Source organism: Pantoea sp. Fr+CA_20 (assembly GCF_024520835.1).
Lineage (GTDB): Bacteria > Pseudomonadota > Gammaproteobacteria > Enterobacterales > Enterobacteriaceae > Pantoea > Pantoea allii.
In genome coordinates this window covers 16,968-30,894 of sequence record NZ_JALNPN010000004.1, presented here as the reverse complement: position 1 = coordinate 30,894, position 13,927 = coordinate 16,968, and the positions used below count along the sequence as shown (strand labels likewise).

Genomic DNA, 13,927 nt, shown 5'->3' with positions numbered 1-13,927 from the left:
ATGCTGAACACGCCCGGTAATGCGTTTAGCGGGGCCATATCACCAGCAGAGATAACTGAGGCAGCAGAAAATGACCAACAAAAGTGTTCTTATCACCGGCGCGAACAAAAGCATTGGATTTGAGACGGCCAGGCAACTGGGCTTACTGGGTTATAAGGTCTGGTTGGCTTGTCGTGACGAGCAGCCTGGCCACGCAGCGCTGAACACGCTCGCCGCAGAAGGGCTGGATGTGCATCTGACGGTGATGGATGTGACCCAGGCCGCCAGCGTTCAGGCGGCGGCTGAACAGGTACTGAAGTCAGATGGAAAACTGGATATTCTTATCAACAATGCTGGCATTGCCGGGATTCAACCTGTCGCCCCCAGCGAGCAGCCAGTCAGCGATATTATGGCGGTGTATAACACTAACGTTTTTGGTGCCATCAGCGTGACCCAGTGTTTTATTCCGTTACTTAAACTCGCGCCCCAAGCCAGAGTGATTATGGTGAGTAGCGGGCTGGGATCGCTGGCGTGGGTCGCCGATCGGGCACATCCCTATTCACGCGTCCAGGCAATGGGTTATACCAGTTCGAAAACGGCGATGAATGGCGTGACCGTGGCATTTGCTCATGAACTGACTGCGTTTGGCATTAGCGTAAACGCCGTCGACCCAGGCTACACCGCCACCGATTTTAATGGGCATACAGGCTACAGAACGGTTGAGGAAGCGGCCGATGGCATTGTCTGGCTTGCCGATCAGGCTCCCCAGGCGATGACTGCGGGCTTCTTTTTTGATCGAAACCGCGCGCCCTGGTAATCGCCCTTTCAGTCACCTTGTCGGTTAAAAGAATCTCACGCTTTTCGCCCTGGAAGCGATCCGCGCATCATGCTCATGGATGGGGCTTACCTTCAGCTAAGGCTTCCAATACCGACAGGTCTGTTTTACTGATAAAGAAAGGTTTTCATTTAGAGGCTGAACGCCCGCAGTCTGGTTCACGCGCACTTGGGCGTACTCACCAGACTGGGGCAATCATGGTAATGACGAACGACTTAAGGTTTTAAAATCACTTTTGTCCAACCGCTGTCGCGATCGTCAAAGTGCTTATAGCCTTCTGCCGCTTCAGACAGTTTTAAGCGATGCGAGATAATCTGCCCTGGATTCGCTTTATCCTGCGAAATCAGTCGTGCAAGCTGGCGGTTATAAGCTTTAACATTCGCCTGACCGGTACGGATGGATTGTCCTTTGAACCAGAAACTACCAAAGTCAAAAGGCATTTTGCCCTCTTTCGCCAGATCAGTCGCTGCACCCGGGTCCTGTGGAACAAACACGCCCACCACGCCAATACCGCCCGTGGCTTTTGTTGAGGCAACCAGGCTGTTCATCGTGTCAGAATTGTCTTCAGCACCATGTTTGTTGCAGCACTGATAACCCACACATTCACAACCGCAATCGGTGCCGCGACCATCGGTGAGATCGAGAATCTTATTTACCGCATCAGCCCCCGTGGCATTGATGGCAATCGCACCGATTTTTTCCGCCAGTGCCAGCCTGTCGGCATGCGTATCGACAACATAGACCTCCGATGCGCCTTTGATAATGGCCGAATGCGCTGCCATGAGTCCCACCGGGCCGGCACCGTAAATAGCCACACTTTCACCAGCTTTTAAGCCCGCAAGCTCTGTGGCGTGCCAGCCGGTCGGGAAAATGTCGGACAGCATGACGTAGTCATCTTCCTTCTCAATCGCATCGGGCGGTAATACCAGGCAGTTAAAATCGGCAAAGGGGACGCGAAGCAACTCGGCCTGACCGCCTTCCCAACTTCCCATTTCGGCAAAGCCATAGGCAGCGCCAGCAGTACCGGGGTTGGCTGTCAGACAGTATCCCGTCAGCCCTTTTTCACAGTTTTCACAGAATCCACAGCCTACGTTGAACGGCAGGCAGACATAGTCACCTACGCTGATTCGCTCTACGCCACTGCCAATTTCAACCACCTGCCCCAAATTTTCATGCCCTAAAATACGGCCCTGCTCGAAGCTGGTGCGTCCTTCATACATGTGAAGATCTGAGCCGCAGATATTGGTGGTGGTGATGCGAACCAGAACATCGGTGGGGCGGACAATTTTGGCATCGGGCACATCTTTAACTGAAACATCAAAGGGTCCGTTATAAACGACTGCTTTCATACTCTTTCCTCTCGGGTCATTGATGATTCTGCGTTAGCGTTTCCTTATTCACAGGACATGGCAATACAGAATCAGCGTTATCTGGCTTATTCATTCGGCCTTTGGCAGATAATAAAGTTACTGCGAAGATAATGCGGTTTTTCTTAAAAAAGCATTTCAACCAAAACAAAATTAATTATCGACAAGGAAGTTTACGCCCATTAAAAAAAGGCATTTTCAGACTATTCCGGCCTGATTTATTACAAACAATAACGTTGCCACTTAAAATGATGGCAGTGCCAGTCAATCAGGTAGTTATAAATATCATTCGCCGTCTTGTTTGCTTTCAATCACCTTTCAAAGCGTAACTTATATGACGGAAATTGCAGGCAGCCAGGAGAAATAAATGAATAAAAATTTAATTATACTTATTAAACAGCAGCTTATTCCACTCCAGTATTATGTGATCGGACGTTACAGAGACGGCAAGCGAAACCGTAAATGATTCATTTTTAAGCATTGATTTCAGCACCCATGATAATATCATGCCAGTGATAACGATATTTCCCCCTCCAGGCAGATACTCATAATTCGCTATCATGCTAAGCACGCCTCCGCTTTTATTCATTATTGACCCCATTATTTTTACTACCGCGCACCGCGAATTAAAATACGGGTTACAACAGGGCGCTATTTCATTCAATGACGTTTATCCCTGCCCTGGCTTCTGGTCATGGGTAAAATCATCGCGTTATTGATAGTCAGAGGGTGAACGCGTTTATCTCACATTAGCGCCCCTCTTACCCAGCCGCTGTTTGGCTGTACCCTGTGGCACTAAGCAGTAACAAAATGGGATATCTTTTCGCCCAAATCCAAAAGAAAAGTATCTCGCGAGGCAAAGGAATCGGTGACGTGCGGAGGCAATGTATTCATAAAGGTAAAATGACCGGCATCTTTCACAACATGAAGATCTGTCTGCGTGTGATGCGCTAATGCCGCGTTGAGAAAGAGTGCCTCTGAAAGTGGCGTAACGCTGTCCTTTTCACCCGCCCAAATCTGAACAGGGAGGTTGACGGATGCCAGCGACGACGGCGCGCGAAAAAAATCTGCTGGCGGTGCTAAAAGCACCAGTTGATTTAACCTCTGCCTGCCGTCAAAAACGACCGACTCTCTTGCTTTGGTCCAGGCTGTGGCCCCGGCGTGCATCAATAAAATCACCGTGCCAAGTGAATGCCCAACCCCGGTTATCGAGGCATAGTGGTTGCAAAAGTTGTTCCCGGCTAAGGCGAGCCTTTGGCTACGTTCCAGCAATTCAGCCCTGGAGGGAAAGGGAGAGGTCAGGCGTTCAAAATGCGGCGCGACAACGGAAATACCCTGCCGGGTAAAGGTCTGCAGAAGCTCAAGGTGGCGCAGTGGGCTTCCCCCCAGCCCGGCGACAAACAGGATACATCGCGTCGCCTCCTTTACCTGCAACAAGGTGACTTCAACATTTTTGTCTGCGTGTTTAACGATGGAGGTTTCCACCCCAATGCGTTTAATCATGAAGATGGCACCCTGCTGAACGTCTGTCGGGACAGCCTAACAAGTTATCACAGGCGATGGAATGGATGTTTTATGCCCTGCCTCGCAAGCTAAAAACGACGCTCTGCACGAGGAGATGTGCCGGGCGAAAATCCTTGAACGACCCAAAAATAAGAGCGCATGGCGGCCCTGAGCCGGAGCGACAGGGGCTTACTCAGACAAAGCGCCATTCAAACCCGTTTGCGGTTTTATTCAGATAACCCGCAGACGACTGGGCGAAGTGCGAACTGAAACATAATGCCTGATGATCGGCGGCCCATTCCATTGCCCACCGGCGTTGCACTTCCGCCTGGTCGGCATCTGCACAAAAGCGAGAGGCCAGATGGGGTTGCCTGACCTGAAGTTCGTTATGCATAAGATCGCCGGTAAATAAGGCATATTCTCCCGCGCTGTGCAGAATAATTGACGCGTGATCGTGGCTGTGACCGGGCGTGGGCACAAAGCGTAATAATTCAGCAAGGATCGGTTTTGTCGTCATATCCAGCGTTTCAAGTAAGCCAGCCTCGATAACCGGATTGATGCTGTCCTCTAACAGGGTTTGTCTTGCAGGATCGTTTTGCCAGTTTTTCAGACCGATATCGGAACAGTAATAGCGCGCATTCCTGAAAAACGGCGTCCACTTGCCTTCCACCTGGTGGGTGTTCCAGCCCACATGATCGCCGTGCAAGTGGGTGATCAAAACAAAATCCACCTCATCGGGATCGATGCCCGTCTCGCGGAAACGATGTTCATAAGGTGTATCCAGTTGATGAGAAAGCGGAGATCCGGGACGCTCACGCCCGTTGCCACTGGCTGTATCAATGACAAGGGTGGCGCCCGGTGTCCGGACAATCCAGCTATGCACCGAAAGCGAGATGTTTTCAGGGGAAAGGCTATCCAGTTGCTGGTCAGGATAGAGCATACTTACCGATAAAGACGCCTCAAGTTCAGGCACTTTAAAAACCTCACAGTCACCCACGCGATAGATCGATTTGTGTTTCATAAGGCCCCTTAAAAACAGAATGGAATGATGCGTCCGGTTTGCATCATCGAATCATGCCATCCACTACGGATGTAAACAAACAGCAGAAGTACAGTTGTCCTGACGTTTATACGGCGATCAGCACCTCTGTACGTTCCACTCTCCCCAAATACGCGATTAGCAGCGGGCTTCTTTGTCTACCGCATCGGCGTCGGTCAGGGTTGCCCTGACATGAGGCAAACTCTGCGGATAATTTTGCTGAATAAACTCAATCATTTTTTCCCGTACGTAACAGCGTAAATCCCAGGCTGTGGGGGAATTCTGTGCCGTCATCAATAACCTGATGGTCATGGTTCTTTCGGTCGTATCGGTCACCTGAAGCACCTGAGTCTGTTGATCCCAGAGTTTTGTTTCGCTCAGCACTTTTTCAAAATGTCTGCGGAGCGGCTCCAACGGCATGGAGTAATCCACATAAAGAAACACCGATCCTAATATTTGTGCGTTATTACGCGTCCAGTTCTGGAAGGCATTTTCTGTAAAATAGGTAATGGGCAGCACCAGTCGGCGTAGATCCCAGATACGCACAACGACATAGGTCAGATTTATCTCCTCAATCCATCCCCATTCTTTTTCAACGACCACGGCATCGTCAATTTTTATTGGTTGCGTAAAGGCGATCTGGATGCCAGCAAACAGGTTGACCAGCGACTTCTGCAGGGCAAAACCAATGATGATCCCTGCTACCCCGGCACCGGCCAGAATTGTCGTGCCGAATTTACGCACACCCGGAAAACTGAGCAGAATCATCGACAAACAGAATGACACAAGGATGACGATTGCCACTTTTTTTACATAGATTAACTGCGTGCGAATTTTACGGGCACGAAGGTTATTTGAAAGATTAATGTCATAGCGTATAAAAAGCATATCCTGTGCGACATTCGTCAATCGAATCAAAATAGAGCAGACGGATAAAATAATAAATATATTGGCGGTAGCCGTTATGAAATTAAGGGATTGCGGGGGGATATTGATATAATTCACCCCGATATTGATTAACACTAAAGGGATAAAAAGAAACAGGGACCCACGAAGATGCTTTTCAAGGGATTTGAATAACTTTCTGTCGCGACTCTGCCAGTAACGGATAAACCTGAGAAGAATAAATCGAGCAAGAAACCCCACTATTAATGAGAGAATAACGAGTAATACTGCAGGTACCCAGGCTGGCGCACCCGATAACTCACCAAAAATCAAAGACATCATATTCCCTTCCATTCCACCGACAACATTCAGTTGCCAGACAAGTCACTAAAATCAGTAACCGTTGTTCTCTCGGTTATCTGCGAACGACGTGATCACGTTTAATAGTTTATGAAAAATTTGACCCACTGCATTCTTAAGCGGGTAAAAAACCGCTATACGGAGCGAGCAGCCTATCGGCAAGCTGCCACTAACCTTATGAATATGATGTATTTAATTACCCTGCCAGCCAGTACAATTAAGACATGTATTGTTACCTTCTTATTAAAACAGTGATGTTTGCATAGCCTGTTTGTGGCACAAAACGGACCGGCGCGTTGAGCAATAGCAAACTTCCGTTATACCAGGCGATTTTGCTCAAGATCGGCAAGTAAACCTGGCCCTTGCGGCTTCCAGGCCAGTTCCCGTTGAGTGATTGTCGCAGAAGCAGACATGTCCTGAGTGACAAATTTGCTTAACCAGCCAAAATGTTCAGATGCTTCGGCAGGCTCAATATTCACCACCGGCACATTGAGCATGTGGCCAATCGTTTCGGCAATCCTGTGCATCGCAATGCCTTCTTCTGCAACGGCATGATAGCGATCACCCGCGCGGTTTTTTTCAAGTGCCAGTCGATAAAGATGAGCAGCATCACTGATGTGCACCGCCGACCAGCGGTTCTGGCCCTCTCCAACACAGGCAGAAAAACCTTTTTGCCGGGCCGTCTCAATCAGTGCGGTTACCAGGCCTTGCTTCAGAGGATTGTGTACCTGCGAAAGCCTGATGACAGAAACATTAACCCCCTGTTGTAAGGCAGTTATTGCGCCCAGCTCTGACGCCTTGCGCGGATTAGGATGTTGAGGGTTAAAGTGGTTTTCAACCGCCATGCTGTCCGGGCTGGGAGAGCCCAGCGCCACAGCGGATGTAACAATCAACGGCCGCTGCGTTCCCACCAGCGCTTCGCCCATCGTCTGAATCGCCAGTCTGTCCTTTTCGCAATTAGAGATGAAAGTGGAAAAATCGTGATTGAACGCCGCATGAATGACGCCGTCGCTCAATAGCGCTCCGCTTCGCAGGCAGGCATGATCGTCAACGTCGCCAAAAAAGGGTTCGACACCTGCAGCAGTCAGGACATCAGCCCCCTTCCGACTTCGGGTAAGGCCTGAAACCTGGTAGCATGATGCAATGAGCTGAGCGGCAACGGCAGTGCCAATAAACCCCGTTGCACCTGTAAGAAAAATTCGCATCTTATTACTCCTTTATGAACCATGAATTATTTTGCCACCCGATGCGGCTAATTTAGACGTGGGACGTAATACAATCTATGCTGCAACGTCGCTGTTTTATGTCCAATCGTCCGGAGCAGATTATGGATCCCCTTTCACAACTGTTATCGCTACTCAAACCTGAAAGTTATGCTTCGGGCGGCGTTGTGCTGAATCCGACGCTGGCGGTTCAGTGGCCCGCTCACGATGGCGTTAAATGCTACGCCGTGGTATCAGGCGAGTGCTGGCTGTCGGTAGAGGGCATTGCAGAGCCCGTAAGGCTCACCGCCGGAGAGTGTTATCTCTTACCGCCCGGCCCGCCTTTCAGACTGGCGACAGACCTGGGATTAACGCCCGTCGACTTTCGGGAGGTTCGTTCTGAAATGATTTCAGATATCGCCGCAAGGACGCATGAGACGGCAGGTTGTTTTCTGGTCGGTGGCCATTTTCTGTTGGCTGGCCAGGCTGCGCGCATGCTTCTGAATCCACTGTCACCCGTTGTGCATCTTCGTCAGGAGACAGATAAAAAGGCGATGCACTGGGCGCTTGAACGGATGGCGCAGGAGGTCCGCAATCCTCTGCCGGGCAGCGGACTTATCGTGCATCAACTGGCTTTTATGCTGTTAATACAGGCACTGCGATTGCATGCGGATGACAACGCAGCCGCCAGCGCGGGCTGGCTTTTTGCGCTTCGGGATAAAAAACTGAGCACGGCGATAGCCTGTATACATGACGCGCCCGGATATGGCTGGACACTGGAAAAGCTTGCCATAAAAGTGGCCATGTCGCGTTCAGCGTTTGCACAGCATTTCAGGCAAACCGTGGGAACATCCCCCATTGAATATCTTACGCAGTGGAGAATGCTGTTAGCCTGCGACCGGTTACACCGCACCGATGACTCTGTCCTGCATATTGCAACCTCCCTGGGATACGCATCAGAAAGCGCCTTCAGGAAAGCTTTTAAACGCGTTATCGGTTGTTCGCCAGGCAAATTACCGGCAAGGGAGAGCAATGACCCTGCAACCCACCCTCTTTTTACCTGAGTGTAGTTTTCCCCTTCGCTTTAGGGCTATGCCCGCCGAAGCCAGGAGTGGCGCGCAGCACGCGTTAAAAAAATCACCGGGAGGAGGCGCGATAATCATCACAGCCGCGCCGCCTGGTGACCGGCACACTGTTATTCGTGCGGAAAGACTGAAGATTCGAGTTTACCCCGGCGATCCCATCGGCTGGCGATCAGCCATAGCAGTGCCGTCACCAACCAGCCAATAATCCACGAGATGTCATTGCCGGCAAAAACCCAGGTAAGAGAACCATGATGTAACGGGTTATCGATAAAGGGCAACTGCACCATCACCCCCAGGCAGTAGACCGTAATACCGGCCCAGTTCCAGCGGCCATAGCGTCCGTCTGGCGTTGACAGTGCCGGGACATCCACTTTGCCTTTCGTGATGAGATAGAAATCAGTCAGGCTTATCGCGCTCCAGGGGACAAAGAAGGCCAACAGGAACAGCAGGAAATGCGTGAAGGATTTCAGGAAGGCCGGTTCACTGAGCAGTGCAATGATGCAGGCAACGGTGACCATCAGGACCACAAACAGAACGCGTGCCCCCCGACTGAGCGAAGTTTGCTGGCGGAAGCCCGATACAATTGTCGTCAGAGACATAAAGCTGCCGTAGGCATTCAGGGTAGTAAAGGTGATTTTCCCAAAGCAGATCGCAAAATAGATCACCATCGCCATCGTTGCGGTGCTGCCTAAGCTCACAATATAGCCGACCTCATTGCCTGAAAACGCCTTCCCGGCAATCGCGGCAACAATAACTCCCAGGCTCATCGAAGCCTGGGTGCCAGACAGGCTGCCAAAGAACACCGAACTGAACAGCTTCACCGCAGAGACATTGGCGGGCAGATAGCGCGAATAGTCGGAGACGTAAGGACAAAAAGCAATTTGCCAGGAGGAGGAAAGCGACACCGCCAACAGGAAGTTAGCCAGGGTGAAATGCCGGTTCTGCCATACCGCTGTTAAGTCATGGGTCGAGAGCAGCGTAATAAACAGATAGGCAAAAGCCAAAACGCCAATCACGCTCGCCAGTTTTCCTAGCTGATGAATCACGCGATAACCCAGTACGGCAATGACCACGATGAGGACGCTAAACAGGATCATCCCGGCAGCGTTACTGACACTGATAAGCTTAGCCAGCGCCTGTCCTGCCAACACCGTACCGCTGGCAGAAAATCCCACGTACATGATGCACACCAGCACCAGGGGAATGACCGCGCCAAAAACGCCGAACTGCATGCGGCTGGTAATCATCTGCGGTAAACCGAGTCGCGGCCCCTGGATCGCATGTAAGGACATGATACCCGCACCGACGATCTGCCCGACCAGCAACCCCACCAGCGACCAGACGACATCGCCCCCCAGAACGACAGCCAGCGCACCTGTGACAATCGCCGTGATTTGAAGATTGCCGCCAAACCAGAGCGTGAACTGGCTAAAAGGATGACCGTGACGTTCGCGCAACGGGATGTAATCAATAGAACGGGTTTCAGACAGGCGCTGTTTCTCTGCGCCTGAATAATCTGCTGCAGATGGTTCGGCTGACATCGTTACCTCGCTGGACCCTGTTCGGGGTAAGTTGGGGTTTTATTGTTGATCGGGTGTTACTGCAATTGGAGATACATGTATATACATGTAGCGATGTTGTCATGCGAGACAGGAAGTTACAAGGCAGTCGGTCATTGGAAAATGTGATGGTGCTGGCAAGCCTGACAGATGTTCGTAGCAGAATGCACTCCCTTGCCGCCGTGTCGTCTTGCCCTTTTTCTCGCGATCTATACCGGTGGCTCAGATCTTCATGCGCTGTTGTTCCCCCTGCCTGAGCGCCTTCGGCTAGCAGGGAAGACGGGCAAAAACGAATGCTGGAGAACCTTACACGCGAGCGCTTTGTAGTTTATCTGCCGGAACGATTTCGTTCACCACGCCCCACGCTTTCGCCGTTTGTGCATCCAGAATCTGGCGGGTTAGCAGGAAATAACGTCCGCGGATTGAGCCAATCACCTCAGGCCAGAGCACCTGGCCGCCCTTCCCTGAATCGCCTTACCAGAATAGGGAGCAATCCATTCTCGTCAGGTAAAAAAAAGCGGCTCCAGAGAGCCGCCTTGATTTCATGACACGGTCAACTCAGCCGTTTCACCGGCGCGTTCCGTTGGCGATCCCACATAACGGTCAACAGACGCTGCAGTGCGATAAACGCAAACAACAGAATGCCGATAGCAATCTTGGTCCACCAGGAGCTGAGCGTGCCGTCGAAGTTGATCCAGGTTTGGATAAGCCCCTGGATTAACACGCCAAACAACGTGCCCAGTACCGTGCCCACGCCACCGGACAGTAAGGTACCGCCGATCACGACGGACGCAATCGCATCCAGTTCTACGCCCAACCCTGCCAGAGCATAGCCCGCCGAGGTATAGATGGAAAAAACAATGCCCGCCAGCGTCGCTAAGGTGGTCGACAGCATGTAGATCTTGATGGTGGTGGCGCGGGTTGAAACGCCCATGAGCTGCGCGGAGGTCAGGCTGCCGCCAATTGCATAAACCTGATTACCAAAGCGGGTACGGTGCGCCAGAATAATGCCTCCGGCGACTACCAGCAGCATGATCAGCGCCAGCAGACTGAGCCGACCGCCGCCAGGAACCTTCCATGCCATGCTGGACAGCGTGGCGTAAAGCGGATGATCGATGGGAATCGAGTTCTCAGACACCAGGTAGCTGCAGCCGCGCAGAAAAAACATCCCCGCCAGGGTGATAATAAACGCAGGAATTTTCAGCGCATCGATCAGCCAGCCCATCATGGCACCAAACATCGCCCCCATACTCAGGACCAGGGCGAACGCCAGGACCGGATTGAGGTGGTAATCGCCGATAACCTTTGCCAGAAACACGCCAGAAAACGCGATGACGGCCCCCACCGACAGATCGATCCCGCCCGACAGAATCACAAAGGTCATTCCAACAGCGATGATGCCGAGGAAGGCGTTATCCGTCAAAATGTTACAGATCACCCGGGTTGAGGCAAAGCCGGGAAACTGGCTCAGGCAAAACAAATAGCCCATCACAAACACCAGCAGTGTGATCATTAAAGGCAGATGACGTTTAATCATGATGGACGTCTCCGTTTAAACATCGCAATAAAGCGCGGGGATTGCAGCAACAGGACGCACATCACGACTATCGCCTTCACCACCTGATTCAGCTCTGGCGGAAAGCCAGACAGTAAAATACCGGTATTCATCGACTGGATAATCAACGCGCCAATCAGTGACAGTGCGATATTAAACCGACCGCCCATCAGCGATGCCCCGCCAATCACGACGGCCAGAATCGCATCCAGTTCCAGCCACAATCCGGCATTATTGGCATCCGCACCGCGAATATCCGCCGCCACAATCAGGCCGGCTACCGCTGCGCAGAGCCCGCTGATGGCGTAGGTGGACATCACCACCAGCCAGCCATTCACCCCGGCATTACGTGCGGCGCGCAAGTTGATGCCCACGGCCTCAATAAACAGCCCCAGCGCCGTTTTGCGCGCCAGCAGCCAGACCAGCAGCGCCACCGCCACGGTAATCCACACCGGCACCGGTAATAACCAGAGTGAACCATTGCCAAACCAGCCCAGGCTGTCGTTGTTAAAGGTCACGATTTGCCCTTGAGTGATAAGCTGAGCAATACCGCGTCCGGCCACCATTAAAATCAGCGTGGCAACAAACGGCTGGATACGGAGCAAGGCCACCAGAATGCCGTTCCATATGCCGCAGGCCAGACCGCTGGCCAGCGTCACCATAATGATAAAGGGTACACCGTGCCCGGCGACGGTCAGCGTAGCGGCGGTGGCGCCGGCAATCGCCATCACGGCGCCGACCGACAGGTCGATCCCGCCGGTGGCGATGACCAGCGTCATGCCGATGGCCAGTAAAGCAACGGGCGCGGCGCGGTTGATAATGTCGATCGGACTGCCAAACAGCCGTCCGTCCTGAAGATGAATCGCAAAAAAGTTATTCGCGACCAGGCTGTCAACTAACAGCACCAGCAACAGGGCAATAATCTGCGGCATGCCGGGCGGCAGCCTGAACTTGCGACGTTGAGGTTTGGTCGCGGTGACCGGGGATTCAAGCATGCTGCGTACCTCCATCAGCAATAGCGTTAACGATTGCCGCCACAGAAAGCTGCTCCAGTGGAATCTCAGCCACCTGTTTCAGGTCACGCATGATCAATACGCGATCGGCGTAGCCCACCAGCTCTTCCAGCTCCGATGAAATCACCAACAATGCCAGGCCATCGGCACATAAGGATTCTATCAAGCGGATAATTTCGGCATGAGCGCCCACGTCAATCCCGCGCGTCGGCTCATCCAGGATCAGAAACTGCGGTTTCGTCACCAGCCAGCGTGACAACAGGACCTTTTGCTGATTACCGCCGGATAACAGCTCCACAGGTTGCTCCGCGTGCGGTGTGCGAATACCCAGACTTTTAATAAAGCGCTCGGCAATGGCCTGCTGTTCCCGCTTTTTAATCGGACGTAACCAGCCGCGCTGCGCCTGTAATGCCAGAATGATATTTTCACGCACCGAGGCTGCGCCGATGATGCCGTCTGTTTTACGGTCTTCCGGGCAGAACCCCATGCCAAGGCGAGAAGCCTGTGCAGGCGTGCGAATATGTTCAACCTTCCCTTTGATTTTTGCCGTACCGCGATCGGCGCGACGAATGCCAAACAGGACTTCTGCCGTCTCCGTGCGACCGGACCCCAACAATCCGGCCAGCCCCACCACTTCGCCAGGTCTGACCTGCAGGTTGAAGGGCTCGATAGTGCCCTTTTTGCCGTAGTCTTCAAACGACACCACAGGCTGATTGCTGCGTAGCGTACTGCCCTGCCGTTGCAATGCGGTGGCCATCAGCTCTCGGCCAATCATCAACTTTACCAGCTCAATCTGCGGCAGGGTTGCTGTGTCATGCGTGGCGATGAATTTACCATTGCGCAGGACGGTGATGCGGTCGGTAATGCGGTAAACCTGATCCAGAAAATGCGTCACAAATATCAGGCTCATGCCGCGATTCTTTAGCTGCGTCATGAGGGTAAAAAGCATTTCAACTTCACTGGCATCCAGACTGGCGGTGGGCTCGTCCAGAATCAGGACCTGCGCAGAGAGATCGACGGCCCGGCAGATGGCGATGATCTGCTGCATCGCGACCGAGTAGTGACCGAGAGGTCGGGTGACGTCCAGGGCAAAACCGTAATTACGCATCAGGGCATCGGCATCGCGAACCATGCGCTTACGGTCAATCATGCCGAAACGGCGCGGTTCCCGACCGATATACAGGTTGTCAGCCACCGACATGTTCGGCAGCAGATTAACTTCCTGATAGACCGTCCCGATACCGATCTCCTGGGCTTCGGCGGTGCTGCGCGGCGAAATCGACTGACCGTTTAACGTGATCGTGCCGCTGTCCCGGGTATATACGCCGGTCAGGACTTTAATCAGTGTGGATTTTCCTGCGCCGTTTTCACCCAGCAGCGCCATGATTTCGCCTTTGCGCAGGCTGAGTGAGACATCATCCAGCGCTTTCACGCCGGGGAAGCCTTTGCTGACGCCGCTGATGGCTAAAAGAGGGTGTTCATCGTGTGTGGTCATGCTGTCAACTCCGCACTACATCATAGAAAGCCGCCCCGAAGGGCGGCCTG

General features: G+C 52.5%; 13 protein-coding genes. 2 read left to right on the top strand and 11 right to left on the bottom strand.

Annotated elements, in window-relative coordinates; translation table 11 throughout:
- Positions 1-70: 70 nt before the first annotated feature.
- Entirely contained in the window at positions 71-796 is a 726-nt protein-coding gene (locus tag NR177_RS07030) for an SDR family oxidoreductase (RefSeq protein WP_096012605.1), read from the top strand.
- Positions 797-1,029: 233 nt separating this feature from the next.
- On the opposite strand, the gene NR177_RS07025 is transcribed toward NR177_RS07030, so the two are convergent.
- From NR177_RS07025 to NR177_RS07000, 6 genes are all read right to left on the bottom strand, one after another.
- Positions 1,030-2,163, bottom strand: coding sequence for a glutathione-independent formaldehyde dehydrogenase (locus NR177_RS07025; protein WP_256852542.1), 1,134 nt, complete (start codon positions 2,161-2,163; stop codon positions 1,030-1,032).
- A gap of 397 nt (positions 2,164-2,560) precedes the next feature.
- The gene (locus NR177_RS07020) at positions 2,561-2,770 is read right to left on the bottom strand and encodes a hypothetical protein (RefSeq protein WP_109716285.1); all 210 of its coding nucleotides are present in this window, start codon (positions 2,768-2,770) and stop codon (positions 2,561-2,563) included.
- A 206-nt stretch (positions 2,771-2,976) separates the two neighbouring features.
- Positions 2,977-3,684: an alpha/beta fold hydrolase gene (locus NR177_RS07015; protein WP_256852541.1), complete on the bottom strand. Its 708-nt coding sequence runs from the start codon at positions 3,682-3,684 to the stop codon at positions 2,977-2,979.
- A 193-nt stretch (positions 3,685-3,877) separates the two neighbouring features.
- On the bottom strand, positions 3,878-4,705 hold the full coding sequence (locus NR177_RS07010; RefSeq protein ID WP_172896846.1) for an MBL fold metallo-hydrolase: 828 nt from the start codon (positions 4,703-4,705) through the stop codon (positions 3,878-3,880).
- Positions 4,706-4,861: 156 nt separating this feature from the next.
- On the bottom strand, positions 4,862-5,947 hold the full coding sequence (locus tag NR177_RS07005) for a mechanosensitive ion channel family protein (protein ID WP_172823924.1): 1,086 nt from the start codon (positions 5,945-5,947) through the stop codon (positions 4,862-4,864).
- Positions 5,948-6,285: 338 nt separating this feature from the next.
- Entirely contained in the window at positions 6,286-7,173 is an 888-nt protein-coding gene (locus NR177_RS07000; protein ID WP_256852540.1) for an SDR family oxidoreductase, read from the bottom strand.
- Between the two features lie 77 nt (positions 7,174-7,250).
- Here NR177_RS07000 and NR177_RS06995 point away from each other — a divergent pair, with 77 nt between their 5' ends.
- Positions 7,251-8,234: an AraC family transcriptional regulator gene (locus tag NR177_RS06995; RefSeq protein ID WP_256852539.1), complete on the top strand. Its 984-nt coding sequence runs from the start codon at positions 7,251-7,253 to the stop codon at positions 8,232-8,234.
- A 131-nt stretch (positions 8,235-8,365) separates the two neighbouring features.
- On the opposite strand, the gene NR177_RS06990 is transcribed toward NR177_RS06995, so the two are convergent.
- From NR177_RS06990 to NR177_RS06970, 5 genes are all read right to left on the bottom strand, one after another.
- Entirely contained in the window at positions 8,366-9,796 is a 1,431-nt protein-coding gene (locus NR177_RS06990) for a cytosine permease (RefSeq protein WP_256852538.1), read from the bottom strand.
- A 324-nt stretch (positions 9,797-10,120) separates the two neighbouring features.
- A complete protein-coding gene (locus tag NR177_RS06985; RefSeq protein ID WP_256852537.1) occupies positions 10,121-10,264 on the bottom strand; it encodes a hypothetical protein in 144 nt (47 codons plus the stop codon).
- A gap of 103 nt (positions 10,265-10,367) precedes the next feature.
- Positions 10,368-11,351, bottom strand: coding sequence for a galactofuranose ABC transporter, permease protein YjfF (gene yjfF, locus NR177_RS06980; RefSeq protein WP_256852536.1), 984 nt, complete (start codon positions 11,349-11,351; stop codon positions 10,368-10,370).
- On the bottom strand, positions 11,348-12,364 hold the full coding sequence (gene ytfT, locus NR177_RS06975) for a galactofuranose ABC transporter, ATP-binding protein YtfT (protein WP_256852535.1): 1,017 nt from the start codon (positions 12,362-12,364) through the stop codon (positions 11,348-11,350). The genes yjfF and ytfT overlap by 4 nt, the downstream gene beginning before the upstream one ends.
- A complete protein-coding gene (locus NR177_RS06970; RefSeq protein WP_096012617.1) occupies positions 12,357-13,877 on the bottom strand; it encodes a sugar ABC transporter ATP-binding protein in 1,521 nt (506 codons plus the stop codon). Before NR177_RS06970 ends, ytfT begins: the two co-directional genes overlap by 8 nt.
- Between the last annotated feature and the right edge of the window lie 50 nt (positions 13,878-13,927).

Bases quoted from the DNA above. Each gene is read 5' to 3' on its own strand.
- NR177_RS07030 (WP_096012605.1), top strand. From the start codon at position 71: ATGACCAACAAAAGTGTTCTTATCACCGGCGCGAACAAAAGCATTGGA.
- NR177_RS07025 (WP_256852542.1), bottom strand. From the start codon at position 2,163: ATGAAAGCAGTCGTTTATAACGGACCCTTTGATGTTTCAGTTAAAGAT.
- NR177_RS07020 (WP_109716285.1), bottom strand. From the start codon at position 2,770: ATGAATAAAAGCGGAGGCGTGCTTAGCATGATAGCGAATTATGAGTAT.
- NR177_RS07015 (WP_256852541.1), bottom strand. From the start codon at position 3,684: ATGATTAAACGCATTGGGGTGGAAACCTCCATCGTTAAACACGCAGAC.
- NR177_RS07010 (WP_172896846.1), bottom strand. From the start codon at position 4,705: ATGAAACACAAATCGATCTATCGCGTGGGTGACTGTGAGGTTTTTAAA.
- NR177_RS07005 (WP_172823924.1), bottom strand. From the start codon at position 5,947: ATGTCTTTGATTTTTGGTGAGTTATCGGGTGCGCCAGCCTGGGTACCT.
- NR177_RS07000 (WP_256852540.1), bottom strand. From the start codon at position 7,173: ATGCGAATTTTTCTTACAGGTGCAACGGGGTTTATTGGCACTGCCGTT.
- NR177_RS06995 (WP_256852539.1), top strand. From the start codon at position 7,251: ATGCTGCAACGTCGCTGTTTTATGTCCAATCGTCCGGAGCAGATTATG.
- NR177_RS06990 (WP_256852538.1), bottom strand. From the start codon at position 9,796: ATGTCAGCCGAACCATCTGCAGCAGATTATTCAGGCGCAGAGAAACAG.
- yjfF (WP_256852536.1), bottom strand. From the start codon at position 11,351: ATGATTAAACGTCATCTGCCTTTAATGATCACACTGCTGGTGTTTGTG.
- ytfT (WP_256852535.1), bottom strand. From the start codon at position 12,364: ATGCTTGAATCCCCGGTCACCGCGACCAAACCTCAACGTCGCAAGTTC.
- NR177_RS06970 (WP_096012617.1), bottom strand. From the start codon at position 13,877: ATGACCACACACGATGAACACCCTCTTTTAGCCATCAGCGGCGTCAGC.